Origin of the sequence: Enterococcus sp. NPDC086594, assembly GCF_044746145.1 — a bacterium.
In the GTDB taxonomy this organism is placed as follows: Bacteria; Bacillota; Bacilli; order Lactobacillales; family Enterococcaceae; genus Enterococcus_D; species Enterococcus_D entomosocium.
On record NZ_JBIVBP010000002.1, the window covers coordinates 37,871 to 55,566 of the forward strand.

Genomic DNA, 17,696 nt, shown 5'->3' on the forward strand with positions numbered 1-17,696 from the left:
AGACGTGTGGAGGCGAAAAAATTCTGGGTTGATCGTTTTTGGCTAGTAGTGAAATATGCGTTAATTGCTTTTGCAACAGCATTCTTGATTCGGGCATTCTTGTTGATCCCAGTTCCTGTTGAAGGAAATTCGATGGAAGGAACCTTAAAACAAGGAGACATGGTGGTCATTGAGAAGATTTCGCCAATCCAACGTTTTGATGTCGTTGTTTTCCAGTTGCCGGATGGTTCGACCTATATCAAGCGGGTGATTGGCTTACCGGGTGAGTCAGTGAAATATGTCAATGATCAGCTTTACATTGATGATGAACCGGTAGATGAAGATTTTCTAGTGAAGAACCGCAGCAATGATCACGAGTCTGTCTCTTACACCAATGACTTTGATTTGGAATCTTTATTAGGTGTTGAGAAATTAGGGAAAGATAGTTACTTTGTCATTGGAGACAATCGACGTGCCTCCAAAGATAGCCGTTCCTTTGGACCAATATCAGGAGAGGCCATTTTAGGCAATGCTCGTTTTGTTTATTATCCATTGACTCATATTCGATTGATTTAGTCTGTGTAAAATCAATAAATAATTAAATAATGAATCCCCCCTTGGAATTATCCGTTGATTCCAAGGGGGGATTTTGTCTAGCTTTTTATTCTTTTTCCAAAGGGAAATGGTTAGCATCGAAAGAAGCGTTTGTTTAGTCACTAATTGCTGTTAATTTTTTTATTTTTTCATTAAAAGCATTCGATAGTTTCTGACATAAATTCGTTTCAAAATCACGATAGCGACAAAAATCAATGATTGCTGAGTTTTCTTCGGTTGTAAAAGGGGGTAAAAGCTGTGGTGAGCTCAAAATATAAAAGTCAAAAGGTTCTTCAGTTGGCAGCGTGATCCGTTCAATTTCAACGTAGGGCAACCGTTCACATATATTAAAAACTTCCATGGAAACCAAGTAGTTAGATACATAGACAAAAGCAACTTTAAGTTTATATTTTTGTTCCTTTTCAATGTAAATGGGATAAAGCAAACAGGCTTGATAAAAAGCAAGATCGGTATAACAGGTTTTTAACCACTCATAACCTTTACGATTTGCTATTTTACGCCAAAAACTTTGAATGGTATTTGTCAAAATCGTATGTAATGGGTATTTATCCTTAATGACATTTGCTTCGAAAAAATTCGAAAGGGGGACTTTTTGCTTAAATATACAGAACTTCAACAACGTAAGATATGTATTCATATAAAGGAACGACTGATGGTCGAAGTCAAAATCACAGAGAAATTTTTGGCAATGTTCTTCAAACTCAGTCATCAGCTCTTTTAATTCTAGCTTTTCGTGATTGTAACAATCCGTTACAATCGGAAGACGCACATCTTTGGCAGAAGTCAGCATCGGCCAGTAATAAAAAAGAAAGAACAAAGAATTGATCTCAAGAATGTCTATTGCTGAATCAATGATCATAAAGAAAGCAGAGAAGAAATCAAGCTTTTCACCACTGGGGATAAATGATCGGTTCGTTAACTGATAAAGATTTGTCTTGTGACCATCCTTTAAACGAAACAGACAAATCTTGCAATGAAGTAAGGCTTCTTTTTTGCCAATTTCATACTTGCTTTTGTATTTCGTTCCTTCATAGGTAACAAAAAGCTCTTCGATCTCTTGGTCAAAGGCCTTCACCAAACTATCCCCTAAAGAAATGTGCCAGATAAAATTAAACAATAAGATGCGAATCACCATCTCTGAACCGATAAGCGTCATGGCGGATTGATTTAAGGTTACGTTGAATTCCTTTAAATGATCCTGAAGCTTTTTAGTTTGTCGGAAACAAGTCGAACGACTGATATAGTTTCTTTGGCAAAATGCCAGCAAACTTTCATCTTGATTGGTCAAGATACTTAACAACATTTTATAAGAAATACTTTCTTGGGCTAAAAACTGCTGATATTGATTGTATTCAATCAAATTTTTAGGGAGACTAAGGGTGTTTTTATGTAATGAAAGATTTACTGGGGAGAGGTTTTGCAGGTCCTCTTGGATCGAGGAAAGTAAACTTTTCAATCTCGTTGCACTTAAATGGGTCAGATTTTTCACGAACTCTATGTTGTATTCACCCGGAGCAATTGATAGTAGTTTTCCGTAGAGTCCGATTTTGTCTAATGCTCGGGTATCTAAGAGTATTTTTTCAATCAAATGATCACCTTCTTATTTTATTAATAACTTATTTATATTACTGTGTAAAGACACGTCTCAAAACTTTTGCTTTTTTTTAGAAAAACTGAGACAAATTTTTGCCAGAGCTGTCTCATAAAGAACAAAAATAGAAATCGCATGTGAAAAACGCTAGTTTTTTTTAGTTATTAAATAACGTTGGTTAATTGGTTCCGCTTTGAAATAAAAAACTTTGTTTTATTTATGGATAACTACAGATGCGTAAATTTTTCCTGTTTTTCAGAAAATAAAAAAAAGAGGTGTCTTTCGCTTCTTTCTTGTATCATCAGCTTGTAATTTTTGATTCTTTGAAAGGAGGTCTTTTTATGTTTTTGACAAAGAGACACCACTGGTTCTCTTTCATTTTCTGTATGTTAGGGGGGATATTATTTTTCATTTATTCGAGTTTGCAAACAAATGGGATAGCAAGTGCACAAGAAGAAAATACGATCGCTATTACCGAAACGGAGCAGATCAAGTTGACAGGTCAACGGGAGGGTAATCAATTTACTTTACGATATCAGCTATCACAAAAAAACAAACAGCAACGCATCTGGCTGCAATTATATGCACTTGATGAAACGAAAGAACAACCGCTAACGAAAACGAGCAACAAAGAGGTGGTTTTTATTGAGGATGAATCTGCGCAGTCTTGGCTAACAACACAAGACTTCTTGAAAACACCCTGTGAACAAGAAGTAACGTTTCAACTACCTAATGAAACAAAAAAACTGAAGTTGGCGATTCAGATTGAAGAATATGATCACGAAAATCAAGAATCGCACAAACTGGTGTCTTTGGATGATTTGATAGTTGACATTCCGCTTGCGACGGAATCTGCTTCCTCAGATAGGGTGGAAGACAACTCAACTGATTCACAAGCTGCAGAAACCGGCACGGAGTCAACTTCGGAACAAGTGTCGAATGAAGACTCAAAAGGTGTTTCGAACGAAGAAACGCAAGAAGAGACTAAGGAAACAGGAACGACGACAAGTTCTTCTGAAGGCGAAACACTCGTTGAACCGTTTAAACAAGAACGTTTTTATCAAAAAAACACCGTTTCACAGGCTTTTGCTTCGATTGAACCAGATTATACGACTGACCAGAATGGAACCTATCCCACAGCAAGTTGGAAAACCGATGAAAAGAGTAACGTCTTAAATCATCAGGGGAACAAGGATGCAGGTGAAACGTGGGACGGCATAACTACATGGAATGGCGATCCAGCAAATTTGACCCAGTCATATATTGAGTATGGTGGTGTGGGAGATGAAGCGGATTTTGCTTTACGGAAATTTGCAAAAGAGACGAATACTCCAGGACTGTTTGATGTCTACCTAAATGTACGAGGGAATGTTCAACGCCAAATTGATCCGATCGATGTTGTGTTGGTAGTGGATTGGTCAGGGAGTATGAATGAGATGGGACGCATCACTGAAGTAAAAAAAGGCGTGGATCGCTTTTTGAATCAAATTGAAGGAAGCGGCATTCAAGACAGTGTTTACATGGGCTATGTCGGTTATTCCAGTGATGGTAACAATTACCAAAACAAAACCTGCCAGTTAGGAAAATTTTCTGAAGTCAAAGAGACGATCCGAACGATGACGCCAGAAACAGCAGCTGGGGGGACCTTTACCCAAAGAGGGCTGCGCCAAGCTGGGGATATGCTATCAACGCAAAATGGACATAAGAAAGTCATCGTTTTGCTAACAGATGGCGTGCCGACCTACAGTTATCATGTGTCCAAAGTGCATACACAAGCAGATGGTAGTTATTATGGAACCGCCTTTTCTCTTTCTCAAGACCAGCCGATGAATACTTCACATCTCTACAACGGGTATTTTGCATCTGATCAGTACGGTAACTCTAAATGGATCAACAATACGTTTGTCGCCACGATCGGTGAGGCGATGGCGTTAAAAGAGCGCGGGATTGAGATTCACGGATTGGGGATTCAACTGCAAGGGGATCAAACAGCTGGGTATACAAAGGCCGATGTTGAGAACAAAATGAGACAGATGGTTTCTGCTGATGAAGAGGGGCATCTTTATTATGAGTCAGCCAATGAAGCAGCGGATATTGCCGACTATCTCGAGAAAAAAGCCCTTCATATTTCGGCGACAGTCACTGATGGAGAGATTACTGACCCCATTTCGCAGCCATTTTTATACGAAGAAAATAGCTTGTCCATCAAAAGTGTCGGTTCTGCTGCTCTAACGGTGCAGCCTGAGGTCACGATATCTGACAATACACTCAATGCTTCTGGTCTTTATTTAGGCGAAGGACAGGAACTGCAAATTCATTATCAAGTGCGGATTCAAACGGAAGCAGCGGATTTTAAACCAGATACTTGGTATCAAATGAATGGAGAAACGGTGTTTTATCCGAATCATCAGTCCGATCAAAAGGCATTGTTTGGTGTGCCTTCTGCCAAAGCACCTGGGAAAGAGTTGACGATCAAAAAAGTCTGGGAGGAATACGATGGCGATACGTCAAGTCGCCCAGAATCTGTCTATTTTGAAATAAGCAGAAGCCCAGTTACTAGCAAGGAGAGCTGGCAAACAGGATATCTCAAACTTACTGAGACCGATGCACAAGATCAGACAAGTTGGGAACGAAGCAAGGTTTCCGCGGTTTCTGAAAAGGATGGAACGGATTACGAAGAAACCCGGCTACTGCCGCTTTATAACAATCAAGGAGAAACGTTTAATTATCAAGTCACAAATGAACTGGCAGTATCAGGCTACGAGTCGACAAGAGTGGACGTTTCTACATGGAAAAACACAAAGACGTTTGTGCCCCTCGCATTAAATCTGATCAAAAAATCCGCTGTAGGAGAGGTGAAGCTGACAGGTGCTGTTTTTGAATTGACGGGCGCTGGAAAGACAGTAACCCTTGTGGATCAAGGGGATGGAACGTACGGGCTGCCAGCAGATACTACGTTGCAAAAAAGTCAGACGTATCGTTTAAAGGAAGTCACTGCACCGGCGGGACATCATTTGGCTAAGCAAACAGAGTGGCTGATCCATATTGATGAGCAAGGGCATGCGACGATTGATGGACAACCTGTCACACTGGTCGAGCATACGATTATCCTGGAGATTACCAATCCGTTTACAGAAATTCCAGTCGCTATTCGAAAATATACGTTGCAAAATGAGCAGCAAGTATTGTTAGCAGGCGCTGTCTTTTCTCTGCAACAAAAAACAGCAGGAGGGGATTATCAAGAAATCGCCTCAGAAACGTCGGATGATGTTGGGATGGCTGAATTTACGATCCTTGAGCCTGGCGCTTATCGTATCTCAGAAACAGCCGGTCCGCTCGGATATGATACGGTTGCCGGTGACTATGAATTTGTCGTTGGTACAGACGGAAAAATCCAGTATCAAGGGGAAAATGTCGACGGGGATGCCAACTGTTGGACCCTTACCCATGGCAATCAGTTAAAACCTTTTGATTTGGTGGTCAATAAACAGGATGAACTGGGACAAGCACTTGAGGGGGCAAAATTCCGGCTAAGTGGAAACGGACGGACTGTCGAACTGCCTGAAAACGGAGAAGCACTAGCGGTATTTCACTTCCAAGATCTCACACCCGGCAGCTATACCTTGGAAGAAACTGGTACACCCGCAGGCTATGCAGGTTTAACAGCACCTGTCCAAATCAAGATTGAAGAGGATGGTCAGGTCTTTATCGATGAAGAACGACTACCGAATCTTCTTGTTTCTGGAGAAAAGAACAATCAAATAGAATTGATCGTAACCAATCAAGTGAAAGTGTCTCTTCCTGAAACCGGAGGGAATTGGCATGGATGGATGGTCATTCTTTCAGCAAGTCTGCTAGTCCTTTTAGCTGGTAGCTATTTGCACGTTAAGCGCAAAGATAAGCCTTCATTAAAGTAATTTTTCCATTAGCGAATGAAAAACGAAAAAAAATTTAGAAGAGAGGAAAGAACAATGAAAAAGATTTTTAATCATACGAAAATGGTTTGTCTCCTATTTTTACTTTTGCCATTTGTCTTTTTTGGAACAAAAAATCAGCAAGTGTCTGCAGAGAGCAATTTGGCACAGATCCATCTCCATAAAAAGAAAATGGTCAATCTGCCAGGTTCATTGATTCAAAATAGTGGGACTGAGATGGAAGAGTTTGATCAATACCAAGGCTTAGCCGATGTCACTTTTTCTGTCTATGATGTGACAGCAGCATTTTATGAAAAACGATCTGCAGGGGCATCCGTTGAAGAAGCCAAGCGTCAAGTTCAAACCTTGACGTCTGGTTCCCCTATAGCTAGCGGGAAAACAGATGCAGCCGGTGATTTGGTTTTTGAATTGCCGAAAAAACAAGCCGATCGGGATGCAGTTTACACCATTGTAGAAGCCCCTAAAGACGGCGTTACAACTGCTGAGAATATGGTGATCGCCTTTCCCGTATATGAAATGATCCAACAAGCTGATGGCTCATATGTTTATGGAGAAGAAGAGCTAGACACGATCCATCTTTATCCGAAGAATATCGTCACAAATGAAGGAACGCTCCTTGTGAATAAGCGAGGAACGGGGGAAAACGAACCACTGAATGATGCGGAATTTGTTGTTTCAAAGCAAGAAGGACGCGAAAATACCAAGAAATACATTTTAAGTGCAGCCGATGGACTTTATACATGGACAACTGACAAACAGGCAGCGTACCGTTTTTTGACAGGCAAACAATATGCTGCTGGAGACGCTGGTATCGATGTGAGTGAGAACCAAAAAGGACAGCTAAAGATTGCGCAACTAGAAACAGGCGCCTATCAATTAGAGGAAACGAAAGCCCCAAGTCAAGCCGCCTTAATCGAGGAAGAAAGAATCAAGGATTTCTCGATTGATTCAGGAAGTAACGTTACTGTTGAGCTAACAATCAAGAATGACACAACAAATGTTACAAAAACAACACCACAATTAGACGGCAAAGACGTGGAGATCGGCGAAAGAATCCAATATCACCTAACGGTCAATATCCCATCAGGTATTCAAGATAAAGTAGGATCAGAAAACAAATACAAACATTTTCAATTGATCGATGCCCATGATCCAGCATTAACTTTTGAAAATACAGCTGAAGGAGAAACGGGCTATGCGTTGTATGATGGAGAGCAGAAAATCGATGCGACGAATTACCAAGTAACGGAAAAAGAGCATGGCTTTACGGTAACTATCAATCCAGAATTCGTGCCGCAATTAACGCCGGGAAATCAATTGCGCTTTGTGTATTATATGTATTTAAATGAACAGGCTATGCCTATCAATGGCTTTACGAATAAAGCAAATGTAGAAACGGATTTCATGACGGATCAAACGCCTCCAAGCGTGGAAGTTTTGACAGGGGGCAAACGGTTCTTAAAAGTCGATGGGGCTGTGACCGCTACCGAAGCATTGGCAGGTGCAGTTTTTGTTGTACGGGATCAAGACCGTGATGATGCCAACTACCTGAAAATCGAAGAAGGAACCAAACAGGTATCTTGGGTGCAAACAGCGGATGAAGCGACGAAATTTACCACAGGGACAGATGGATTAGTTGATATCATCGGGTTAAAATTTGGCACCTACTATTTGGAAGAAGTAAAAGCACCAAAAAATTATGTACTGCTAACAAATCGCATCGCTTTTGAAGTACATGAAACGTCTTATGGAACGAAAGAGCAATTGGGAGATCCAGAAAAAGTCCCTAACCGCCGCAAAGGAACCTTACCGGCAACTGGTGGTGCCGGCACGTATTTAATGGGCGCCATCGGAGTGGTGATCGTTGGTTTAGCTGGGTGTTATTTTGTTAAACGGAAAAAAGGGTAAGTAAATGAGATGAAAATGCACGATGACAATCAAAAGGAAAAGAAATGGCACGAAAGTACCTACTCAAAAAGTGACTTTGTTGGATGTTCTAATGGGTATTCTGCTGCTGCTAGGTGTTCTGATCATCAGTTATCCTTTTGTAAGTAATCAGCTCAACACCTTTTTGGATCAACAGTTGATCAGCTACTACCAAAGCCAAGCTAAAAAAATGAGTGAAATAGAAAAACAACAAAAAAGGAACCAGTTGGAACGAGTAAATCAAGAGCTGGCACAGCATCCCAGCAATCCTGGAATCAAAGAAACGCAAGATTTATCAGAAACAAGGGACTCAGAATCAGGCGATACACCTGATTATTATGAACGACATACGATCGGCGTTTTAAAGATCCCCGTGATTGGTGTCGCTCTCCCGATTTTTGATCAAACCACCGATACGTTGTTAAAAAGAGGAGCAACATTATTGGAGGGCGCTTCGTATCCAATAGGTGGTGAAGATACCCATGCAGTTCTGTGCGGACACCGTGGGTTAACGAGTGCAACCCTCTTTACGGATCTGCCTAAGCTGCAGATCGGCGATGAGTTTTATATCGAAACGTTTGATGATACGTTGGCGTATCAAATAGATCAGATTAAAACGGTCGCCCCTGATGATACCGAAGCACTAAAAATTGTCAAAGGCAGTGATTATGTCACCTTACTAACCTGCACACCCTATATGGTCAATAGCCATCGTTTATTGGTTCGCGGCAAAAGGGTTCCTTACAATGAAGAAAATGAAACAAGTGCCGCAAAAAAAGCAAACCAGCAGGATTTGTGGGTGCTGCTAGTTGTAAGCACCATACTATTACTACTCCTGCTGGTGATTAGCAGAATCAAAAGAAAAAAACAGCATGATTTGATCACTCCCAGTGATAAGAAGAAAAGATAGCAGGTTTTCCTCTAGATCCACTAGAAAATGACTTGTTAACCTTACTCAGAACGAAACATGTCGTGTGAAATATGGTACAATAACGAAGATAAAAGGTAGTAAAAAGCAGTCGGTCTAATGGTAAAGGTGTCAGAAAAAAGGAAGAATGAGTGGATAGACAAGCTTTTTCCAACCACTTCCCCAAAATTAAAAAGCGAGAAAGCGCGTATGACGCATGAGAATCGCGCTGAAAGCTTTACCTATGCACGAGGTTGGAACAAGAACATTGTCCTAAAGCAATTTTAGCAAAATGCCCAGTGTGACTAGTTTCTCTGATGGTTTTAGAGCAAATAGTCCTCGTTCTTGTCAGATATATACTGCATGGATTTAGACACTACTGTCTTTTTACCAATTCGAAGAAGTACCAAGGAGGAAAACGTTCAAATGACCATTCAATGGTTTCCAGGCCATATGGCGAAAGCCAGACGTGAAGTAAGTGAAAAATTAAAATTCGTGGATATCGTTTTTGAACTCGTGGACGCACGCTTGCCGATCTCATCCCGCAACCCCATGCTGGACCAATTATTACAGCAAAAACCACGATTGATTTTGATCAATAAAGCGGATTTAGCAGATCCCGTTCAAACCAAAAAATGGGAGCATTATTTCCAAGCACAAGGCTATTTAGCCTTGGCGATCAACGCCCAAGACAATCAAGGCGTCAAAGCCATTGTCCCGACGGCTAAGCAAGTCTTGAAGGAAAAAATCGCTCGTGACAAAGCCAGAGGATTGAAGCCCCGTGCGATTCGAGCGATGGTGATTGGCATTCCGAATGTCGGAAAATCAACCTTGATGAACCGTTTAGTAGGGAAGAAAATTGCTCAGACGGGTAATAAACCCGGCGTGACCAAAGGACAGCAATGGCTGCGTTTTGGGACTGATCTAGAGCTGCTAGATACGCCTGGGATCTTATGGCCAAAATTTGAAGATCCTGAGATTGGTAAAAAATTGGCATTGACGGGGGCTATTAAAGATCAGCTGATCCATTTGGATGATATCGCATTGTATGGACTTGATTTTTTTGCCCGCTATTATCCTGAAAGAATCGCCAATCGTTACCAACTAAAGGCGGAGGAAGAGGCGTTGTTAGCGCCGGACCTGTTGATGAAAATCACTGAAAAACGTGGGTATAAAGATAACTATGATCGAGGAAGCGAGCTTGTTGTCTTTGACATTCGGCAAGGAAAATTAGGCCGTTATACACTAGATCGAGTGGAGGAAATGGAAAGCCAAGATGAAACAACCGATTAAGACAATCAAAGAGCGATTATTTGATCCAACCTTTAATGACCCGGCATTTTTGCAGGAATTGCTAGCAGATGAACGCGCAGGGGTCCAAAAGCTGTTGCAACGATATGAGAAACAATTAGTCAAACAGCAGCTATTGCAGGAAAAATACGAAGAAATGATGCGTTTTGAAAACGAAGCATTTCAACAAGGCGCCCGTTTTATCGCCGGTTTAGATGAAGTGGGGCGCGGACCTTTAGCAGGACCCGTGGTGTCAGCTGCGGTGATTCTGCCTAAAGAATGCCAGATTTTGGGGTTAAATGATTCAAAACAGCTTTCTGCGAAGAAAAGAGAAGAACTGTTTATCGAAATTCAAAATAAAGCCGTTGCTGTCGGTATCGGTGTGGTTAGTCCTGAAGAAATCGATCGGATAAATATCTATCAAGCGAGCCGCCTGGCGATGAAAGAAGCTTTGATCGACTTAGCGGTCAAGCCGGAACATTTGCTCATTGATGCGATGACCATCGAGACCGACATCCCTCAACAAAGCTTGATCAAAGGCGATGCCCGCTCCATTTCGATTGCCGCAGCAAGTATCATTGCCAAAGTCTATCGTGACAATTTAATGAAAGATTTTCATGATGTGTATCCTTTTTATGGGTTTGATCAAAATGCTGGGTATGGGACCAAAGTTCATTTAGAAGGGTTAGCTGCCCATGGAATTTGCCCTATTCATCGAAAAACCTTTGCCCCAGTTAAACAATACTTATAAATTTCATCCATCCCTCTTTTTTTAGCGAATCTTATAAGTAAGATCACTAAGAAAAGAGGGCTTTGTTTATGAAATATCAACAAGCAACAGATTTTGAAAAACAGTTGATAAAACTGTACTACTGTCAGGGAATCGGTCTGCAAGGTTGCTGGAAGATTATTTGGCATTGGCTGGAAACAAAAGAAATGCGTTGTTCGTTGGAAGAGATGATTGCTATCAGCGTCCTTCCACAGCATAGGACGGTCTTTCGCCGATCGTGGGAGCAAATGACAGAAGAGCATATCACACAAAAGATGGGGGGACAAAACTACCTCACCTTCTTTTCAGCGGAGTATCCGATGCTTTTAAGACAAATTGCGGACCCACCATTATTACTATTTTACGAAGGAAATCTGCAATTGTTGCAAACGCCCATGATTGGATTTGTCGGCGCAAGAACAGCTTCTCGCTACGCGCGTAAAGTTTGCGAAAAGCTGATCCCGCCTTTAGTGACAGAAAACTATACGATCGTCAGTGGATTAGCAAATGGCGTCGACAGTTTTGCCCATGAATCAGCCATCAGAAATCGGGGACAAACCATTGCCGTGATTGCTTCTGGTTTGGAACATTGTTATCCTACTTCTGCGTATCCGTTGTTCCAGCAGATTCGTCAAGAACATCTAGTACTGAGTGAATATTCTCACGACACCAAACCGCAAAGACATCACTTCCCCTTACGCAATCGCATCATTGCCGGTATTTCAAAAGCAATCTGTGTGATTGAAGCTAAAGAAAGAAGCGGTTCTTTGATTACGGCACAATTAGCAATGGAAGATGGCCGAGAAGTTTTTGCAGTGCCTGGTGAAATGATTTCCGATCAGTCAAAAGGTTGTCACCACTTGATTCAAGATGGCGCAAAATGTACGATTAGTGTGTCAGATATTTTACAGGAGTTAGCCTTTTTTTGATTTTTCCAATCAACCTTCCTTGACAAACCTTTTCTTGAAAGCTATGATAAGCTACGATTTGTATGTTTCATCTGCATACGATAGGTTCACTGATTGATAGAATATAATAGTAGGAAAAATTCAGGAAGGAGCCATTCTTTATATGGCATATAAATATTTAGTAATCGTGGAATCGCCGGCAAAGGCGAAAACCATTGAAAAATACCTTGGACGAAATTACAAAGTCGTCGCAAGTGTCGGTCATATTCGTGATCTTCCTAAAAGTAAAATGGGAATTGATGTCGAAAATGACTACGAACCGCATTACATTTCGATCCGTGGCAAGGGCGATGTGATCAAAAGTCTCCGCTCAGCTGCGAAAAAAGCCGAAAAAGTCTACCTCGCAAGTGACCCGGATAGAGAAGGAGAAGCTATTGCGTGGCATTTAGCTTTTCTACTAGGGTTAGATTTAAAAGATAAAAACCGAGTCGTCTTTAATGAGATCACTAAAGATGCGGTCAAAGCAGCCTTCAAAGAGCCAAGAACGATCGATGTAGATCTTGTTGACGCTCAACAAGCGCGCCGGATTTTAGACCGATTAGTCGGGTATTCATTGAGCCCGATCCTTTGGCGTAAAGTGAAAAAAGGATTGAGTGCTGGCCGTGTTCAATCGGTGGCGCTTAAGATCATTATTGATCGTGAAAAAGAGATCCGTGATTTTGTGCCTGAAGAATACTGGAGCATCGATGGGAACTTTAAAAAAGCCACGAAGAAATTTAAAGCCAATTTTTGGGGCCTAGATGGCAAAAAGAAAAAATTACCGAATGCTGAAAGTATTAAAGAAGTCACTGATCGCCTTTCTGGTAAAGACTTTCAAGTGACGAAGGTTGAAAAGAAAGAACGCAAACGCAACCCGGCGGCACCTTTTACCACCAGTAGCTTGCAACAAGAAGCAGCCCGTAAACTGAACTTTCGAACGCGGAAAACCATGATGGTTGCACAGCAGCTCTATGAAGGGATCGCCCTTGGCAAACAAGGCACCGTCGGTTTGATCACCTATATGCGTACCGATTCGACCCGAATCGCAGACACAGCCAAAGGCGAAGCGGCAGAATTTATTGAAAGTACTTATGGTTCAGAGTTCTCGGCGCACGGTGGCAAAAAACGCGCGAATGCACAAGGGGCACAAGATGCCCATGAAGCGGTAAGACCAACAAGTGTGATGCGTACGCCAGAAGCCATGGAGAAATTCTTAGACAAAGACCAACTGAAACTGTATCGCTTGATCTGGTCTCGCTTTGTGGCTAGTCAAATGACGCCGGCGATTTTGGATACAATGAAAGTTACCTTGGATCAAAATGGTGTCATCTTTATTGCCAATGGTTCAAAGATCAAATTTAAAGGGTTTATGCAGGTCTATGTGGAAGGGCGCGATGATGGCAAAGAAGACAAAGAGAACATTTTGCCAGAGTTAGTTGAAGGAGATGTGGTCCAATCCGTATCGATCGAACCAAAACAGCATTTCACTCAACCACCTGCCCGCTACAGTGAGGCCACCTTGATCAAAACCCTTGAAGAGAACGGTGTGGGTCGTCCTTCAACTTATGCACCAACGTTGGAAACAATCCAACGACGTTATTATGTGAAATTGACACAAAAACGTTTTGAGCCAACTGAACTTGGTGAGATCGTCAATTCATTGATCGAGGAATTCTTCCCGCAAATCGTTGATATGCATTTTACTGCTGAAATGGAAAATAGCTTGGATAGCATTGAAGCTGGGAAAGAAGAATGGGTCAAAGTCGTCGATCAATTCTACCGTCCCTTTGAAAAAGAATTGACGACCGCAGAAGAAAGTATCGAAAAAATCCAAATCAAAGACGAACCTGCAGGCTTTGACTGTGACCTTTGTGGCCATCCAATGGTGATCAAATTAGGTCGCTACGGAAAATTTTATGCCTGCAGCAATTTCCCTGACTGTCGCAACACGAAACCAATCGTCAAAGAAATCGGCGTTGAGTGCCCGGTCTGTCACCAAGGCCAAGTTGTTGAACGCAAATCGAAAAAAAATCGGTTGTTTTATGGATGTACCCGCTATCCGGACTGTGACTTTACTTCTTGGGACAAACCTGTAGGCCGTAATTGTCCGAAATGTGATAATTACTTAGTCGAGAAGAAAGTCAAAGGCGGCAAGCAAGTCGTGTGTATCAATGGGGACTATGAAGAAAATGTGCAAAAATAACTAACAGGATTCCCTGTTAAAAAAAGAATCGGCGCATTCTTTTGAACGGTCAGCCTCGATGTTGGCTGACAAAAGAAAGTGCCGGTCCTTTTGATTAATACAAGCAGTTTCTTATGAGAAGAGGCGAGCTTTTGAAATAAAAGGAGAGCACTATGAAAGAAATCAATGTTATTGGTGCCGGTTTAGCCGGAAGCGAAGCTGCTTGGCAAGCAGCGCAAGCAGGTGTCGCAGTAAAGCTTTATGAAATGCGTCCTAAGAAATCGACAGAAGCCCATCATACAAATAATTTTGCTGAACTTGTTTGTACGAATTCACTTCGGGGCAACAACTTAACGAATGCGGTCGGTGTTTTGAAAGAAGAAATGCGCCGCTTAGATTCAGTCATTATTACCTCTGCAGACAAAACAGCTGTTCCAGCAGGTGGTGCTTTAGCTGTGGATCGTGATGATTTTTCAGAGTTAGTCACCAAACGTGTCAAAGAACATCCTTTAGTCACTGTCATCGAAGAGGAGATCACTGAAATTCCAGAAGGGATTACCGTGATTGCAACTGGACCTTTGACTTCTGAACCTTTATCAAAAGCGATCCAAGCTTTTAACGGATCAGAAGGATTTTATTTCTATGACGCAGCAGCACCGATTATCGATAAATCCACCATCAATATGGATAAAGTTTATTTGAAATCACGCTACGACAAAGGCGAAGCAGCCTATCTGAACTGTCCAATGAACGAAGAGGAGTTTTATGCGTTTCGTGAAGCTTTAGTCAATGCGGAAGTGGCCCCTTTGAAAGAATTCGAAAAAGAAAAATTTTTTGAAGGATGTATGCCAATCGAAGTTATGGCTGGCCGTGGACCGAAAACCATGTTGTTTGGTCCGATGAAACCAGTTGGATTGGAAGATCCGAAAACCGGCAAACGTCCCTACGCAGTGATTCAGTTGCGTCAAGACAATGCGGCTGCTTCTCTTTACAACATCGTTGGTTTTCAAACACATTTAAAATGGGGCGAGCAAAAACGGGTTTTCCGTATGATCCCTGGTTTGGAAGAGGCAGAATTTGTGCGCTACGGCGTGATGCATCGGAATAGTTTTATGAATTCACCAGAGTTGTTACAACAAACGTACCAATCGAAAAAACGTGAAGACCTCTTTTTTGCTGGTCAGATGACAGGCGTTGAAGGGTATGTTGAAAGTGCAGCCAGTGGATTGATGGCCGGGATCAACGCTGCCAAACTTGCAAAAGGGGAAGCGCCGATCATTATGCCACAAGAGACGACAATTGGCAGTATGGCGTATTATATCACTCATGCAGAAGGCAAACACTTCCAACCAATGAATGCCAACTTTGGTTTGCTGCCAGAACTTCCAGAACGAATCAGAGATAAAAAATCTCGTTATGAAGCATTGGCAAACCGGGCATTAGCTGCCTTAGAAGAAGCCAAAGAACAACTATAAGAGCGATGAGTCATCACCTTCTTACTAATAAATGGTAAGAAAGTTTTTTTTTAATTTGTCTTGAAACTTTAATCAAGGTGACTTATGATAGACAGTAACAATGACAGAAGGTGGTGAAGATGGTGATTGGAGAATGGATTCATTTGATTCAAAACTATTTACAGCGTTTTCCTACAGTAATTCAATTTTTAGGATGGCTGATCCTGTTGGTCGGGGTCATTTTCGTTGTCTTTGTTTTATTTAGTTTGCTGTTAGGTCCCATTATGTGGCTTTACAATCGCATCACAGACAAAAACCGCAGCAATGTCATTAGTCGCAATGATTTTGTAATCGGTGAACTGACGGAAAAGATTGTCGGAGATACAATCGGCGAAGTCATGGAGATAGGGAGTCAAGGTGCACGTTCTGTTTATCCTGCACGTTTTTTTCGGGAAGAAGATCGTGAAAACAATGTTCGATTGCCAGTCGGAACCAAAGTCATCATTGTCGATTTTGATAAAAAAGGGATCGCGTTGGTGGTGGAAAGTAAAAATTTTATAGAATAGGAAGTGTTACGTTATGGTGGATACAGGATCAGCAGTAGATTTTTTAAGTAATCCGATTTTATGGGGTGTTGTCCTCGTTGTTTTATTGATCGCTTTTTTGATGATACGCTATCGCATTGGGAAACCCGATGAAGCATTGATCGTTACGGGGTCGTTTTTAGGAAAAGAAGGCATCAAAATCTTAAAAAACAGTGGGACGTTTGTGATTCCTATTGTTCAAAAAGCCCATAAATTAAGTTTATTGACCCACAAGTTAGAGATTGGGACACCAGAAGTTTATACGGAACAAGGCGTACCGATCAAAGCCAGTGCGACGGTGCTTGTAAAGGTCGGCAACAGTACCGAGTCGATCAAGACAGCTGCTGAGCAATACTTAGGCAAATCCACAGGTGAATTGGAAGATGAAGCCCAAGAAGTCTTAGAAGGTCACTTACGGGCGATTCTAGGAACGATGACGGTAGAAGCCATCTATAAAAACCGCGATGATTTTGCGGAACAAGTGCAAGAAGTTGCCTCTACGGACTTGAAGAAAATGGGGTTGGAGATCGTTTCGTTTACGATCAAAGATGTCAGCGACAGCAATGGCTACTTGGATGCGTTAGGACGCCCTCAGATTGCTGAAGTGAAAAAAAATGCCGAAGTAGCGGAATCCAATGCCTTAAGAGAAACTCGAATCAAGCAAGCTGAGAATGAGCAATTGGCACAGCATGAAGAGATCCGTCGCCAAACAGAAATCGCAGAAGCGACAAAAGATATGGCATTGAAACAAGCACAATACAAACAAGAACGCGAAGTTGCGGATGCGAAAGCGGAACAGATCGCGGTCGGCGAACAAATGAAAGTTCAATTGATCGAACAAGAAAAAAATATCGAGATTCAAGAAAAACAAGCGGAATTGACGGAAAAAGAATTGAATGCAACTGTCCGTAAAAAAGCCGAAGCGGATAAATATGTGGTTGAACAAAACGCTTTAGCAGACAAAGCAAGAGAAATCGCACGAGCACAAGCGGAAGCGGAAAAAGTCAAATTAGCTGCCCAAGCAGAAGCCGAACGAATTGAAAAACTAGGTAGTGCCGACGCGGAACGGATCGCAAAAGTCGGTCAAGCCGAAGCGGAAAGCCGTGAAAAGATGGCGATTGCTTTGACCAAACTGAACGAAGCTGGTATTTTGATGGAGTTCATCAAAGTGCTGCCTGAAATCGCGAAAGAGGTCAATGCACCACTGAGCAATATTGATAAAGTGGTTAGCTTTGGCGGCAATGATGGTCTTCAATCAATGGGGGAAGCTGGTTTAGCGCGAACCTTTGATACGATCAAAGAGACAACCGGATTAGACTTAGTTGGGTTAATCAATGACACGATGTCCACAAAACAAGGAAACAAAGAGCTAGTTCAGGCTGTATCTGAAAGCACTGGTTCGCATCAGCCAACAACTGATCCAATCGAATAAAAGCAAATAAGTGGAAACGTATCAGTCCCTCTTTCTTTTGAGGAGAGGGACTGGTACGTTTTTCTGGCGCATTTAACGGATCTTT

General features: G+C 41.9%; 12 protein-coding genes. 11 read left to right on the plus strand and 1 reads right to left on the minus strand.

Annotated elements, in window-relative coordinates; translation table 11 throughout:
• The first annotated feature begins 6 nt into the window (after positions 1-6).
• Entirely contained in the window at positions 7-555 is a 549-nt protein-coding gene (gene lepB, locus ACIPK1_RS04585; RefSeq protein ID WP_086299602.1) for a signal peptidase I, read from the plus strand.
• A 133-nt stretch (positions 556-688) separates the two neighbouring features.
• On the opposite strand, the gene ACIPK1_RS04590 is transcribed toward lepB, so the two are convergent.
• Positions 689-2,182 (minus strand): helix-turn-helix domain-containing protein, encoded by a 1,494-nt coding sequence (locus ACIPK1_RS04590; RefSeq protein WP_086372724.1) that lies wholly within the window; start codon positions 2,180-2,182, stop codon positions 689-691.
• 344 nt (positions 2,183-2,526) lie between these two features.
• Here ACIPK1_RS04590 and ACIPK1_RS04595 point away from each other — a divergent pair, with 344 nt between their 5' ends.
• The 10 genes from ACIPK1_RS04595 (at position 2,527) to ACIPK1_RS04640 (ending at position 17,611) form a co-directional block, all read left to right on the plus strand.
• Complete coding sequence (locus ACIPK1_RS04595) at positions 2,527-6,102, plus strand: SpaA isopeptide-forming pilin-related protein (RefSeq protein WP_400450008.1); 3,576 nt, start codon at positions 2,527-2,529, stop codon at positions 6,100-6,102.
• A 54-nt stretch (positions 6,103-6,156) separates the two neighbouring features.
• Positions 6,157-8,028: a SpaH/EbpB family LPXTG-anchored major pilin gene (locus ACIPK1_RS04600; RefSeq protein WP_400450009.1), complete on the plus strand. Its 1,872-nt coding sequence runs from the start codon at positions 6,157-6,159 to the stop codon at positions 8,026-8,028.
• Positions 8,029-8,050: 22 nt separating this feature from the next.
• On the plus strand, positions 8,051-8,956 hold the full coding sequence (locus tag ACIPK1_RS04605) for a class C sortase (RefSeq protein WP_008379656.1): 906 nt from the start codon (positions 8,051-8,053) through the stop codon (positions 8,954-8,956).
• 423 nt (positions 8,957-9,379) lie between these two features.
• Positions 9,380-10,246 carry a ribosome biogenesis GTPase YlqF gene (ylqF, locus tag ACIPK1_RS04610; RefSeq protein ID WP_005229614.1) on the plus strand — a complete coding sequence of 289 codons (867 nt, stop codon included), beginning with the start codon at positions 9,380-9,382 and terminating at the stop codon, positions 10,244-10,246.
• Positions 10,230-10,994: a ribonuclease HII gene (locus ACIPK1_RS04615; protein WP_016621295.1), complete on the plus strand. Its 765-nt coding sequence runs from the start codon at positions 10,230-10,232 to the stop codon at positions 10,992-10,994. The genes ylqF and ACIPK1_RS04615 overlap by 17 nt, the downstream gene beginning before the upstream one ends.
• 68 nt (positions 10,995-11,062) lie before the next feature.
• Positions 11,063-11,941 (plus strand): DNA-processing protein DprA, encoded by an 879-nt coding sequence (gene dprA, locus ACIPK1_RS04620; protein WP_400450012.1) that lies wholly within the window; start codon positions 11,063-11,065, stop codon positions 11,939-11,941.
• Positions 11,942-12,083: 142 nt separating this feature from the next.
• A complete protein-coding gene (gene topA, locus ACIPK1_RS04625; RefSeq protein ID WP_400450013.1) occupies positions 12,084-14,162 on the plus strand; it encodes a type I DNA topoisomerase in 2,079 nt (692 codons plus the stop codon).
• A gap of 152 nt (positions 14,163-14,314) precedes the next feature.
• A complete protein-coding gene (gene trmFO / locus ACIPK1_RS04630; RefSeq protein WP_008379665.1) occupies positions 14,315-15,616 on the plus strand; it encodes an FADH(2)-oxidizing methylenetetrahydrofolate--tRNA-(uracil(54)-C(5))-methyltransferase TrmFO in 1,302 nt (433 codons plus the stop codon).
• Positions 15,617-15,735: 119 nt separating this feature from the next.
• Positions 15,736-16,161 (plus strand): hypothetical protein, encoded by a 426-nt coding sequence (locus ACIPK1_RS04635; RefSeq protein ID WP_008379668.1) that lies wholly within the window; start codon positions 15,736-15,738, stop codon positions 16,159-16,161.
• 13 nt (positions 16,162-16,174) lie between these two features.
• A complete protein-coding gene (locus ACIPK1_RS04640; protein WP_005236824.1) occupies positions 16,175-17,611 on the plus strand; it encodes a flotillin family protein in 1,437 nt (478 codons plus the stop codon).
• Positions 17,612-17,696: the final 85 nt, after the last annotated feature.

Excerpts from the sequence above, each read along its gene's own strand:
- ACIPK1_RS04595 (WP_400450008.1), top strand. The coding sequence starts at position 2,527 with ATGTTTTTGACAAAGAGACACCACTGGTTCTCTTTCATTTTCTGTATG.
- ACIPK1_RS04600 (WP_400450009.1), top strand. The coding sequence starts at position 6,157 with ATGAAAAAGATTTTTAATCATACGAAAATGGTTTGTCTCCTATTTTTA.
- ACIPK1_RS04605 (WP_008379656.1), top strand. The coding sequence starts at position 8,051 with ATGACAATCAAAAGGAAAAGAAATGGCACGAAAGTACCTACTCAAAAA.
- ylqF (WP_005229614.1), top strand. The coding sequence starts at position 9,380 with ATGACCATTCAATGGTTTCCAGGCCATATGGCGAAAGCCAGACGTGAA.
- ACIPK1_RS04615 (WP_016621295.1), top strand. The coding sequence starts at position 10,230 with ATGAAACAACCGATTAAGACAATCAAAGAGCGATTATTTGATCCAACC.
- dprA (WP_400450012.1), top strand. The coding sequence starts at position 11,063 with ATGAAATATCAACAAGCAACAGATTTTGAAAAACAGTTGATAAAACTG.
- topA (WP_400450013.1), top strand. The coding sequence starts at position 12,084 with ATGGCATATAAATATTTAGTAATCGTGGAATCGCCGGCAAAGGCGAAA.
- trmFO (WP_008379665.1), top strand. The coding sequence starts at position 14,315 with ATGAAAGAAATCAATGTTATTGGTGCCGGTTTAGCCGGAAGCGAAGCT.
- ACIPK1_RS04635 (WP_008379668.1), top strand. The coding sequence starts at position 15,736 with ATGGTGATTGGAGAATGGATTCATTTGATTCAAAACTATTTACAGCGT.
- ACIPK1_RS04640 (WP_005236824.1), top strand. The coding sequence starts at position 16,175 with ATGGTGGATACAGGATCAGCAGTAGATTTTTTAAGTAATCCGATTTTA.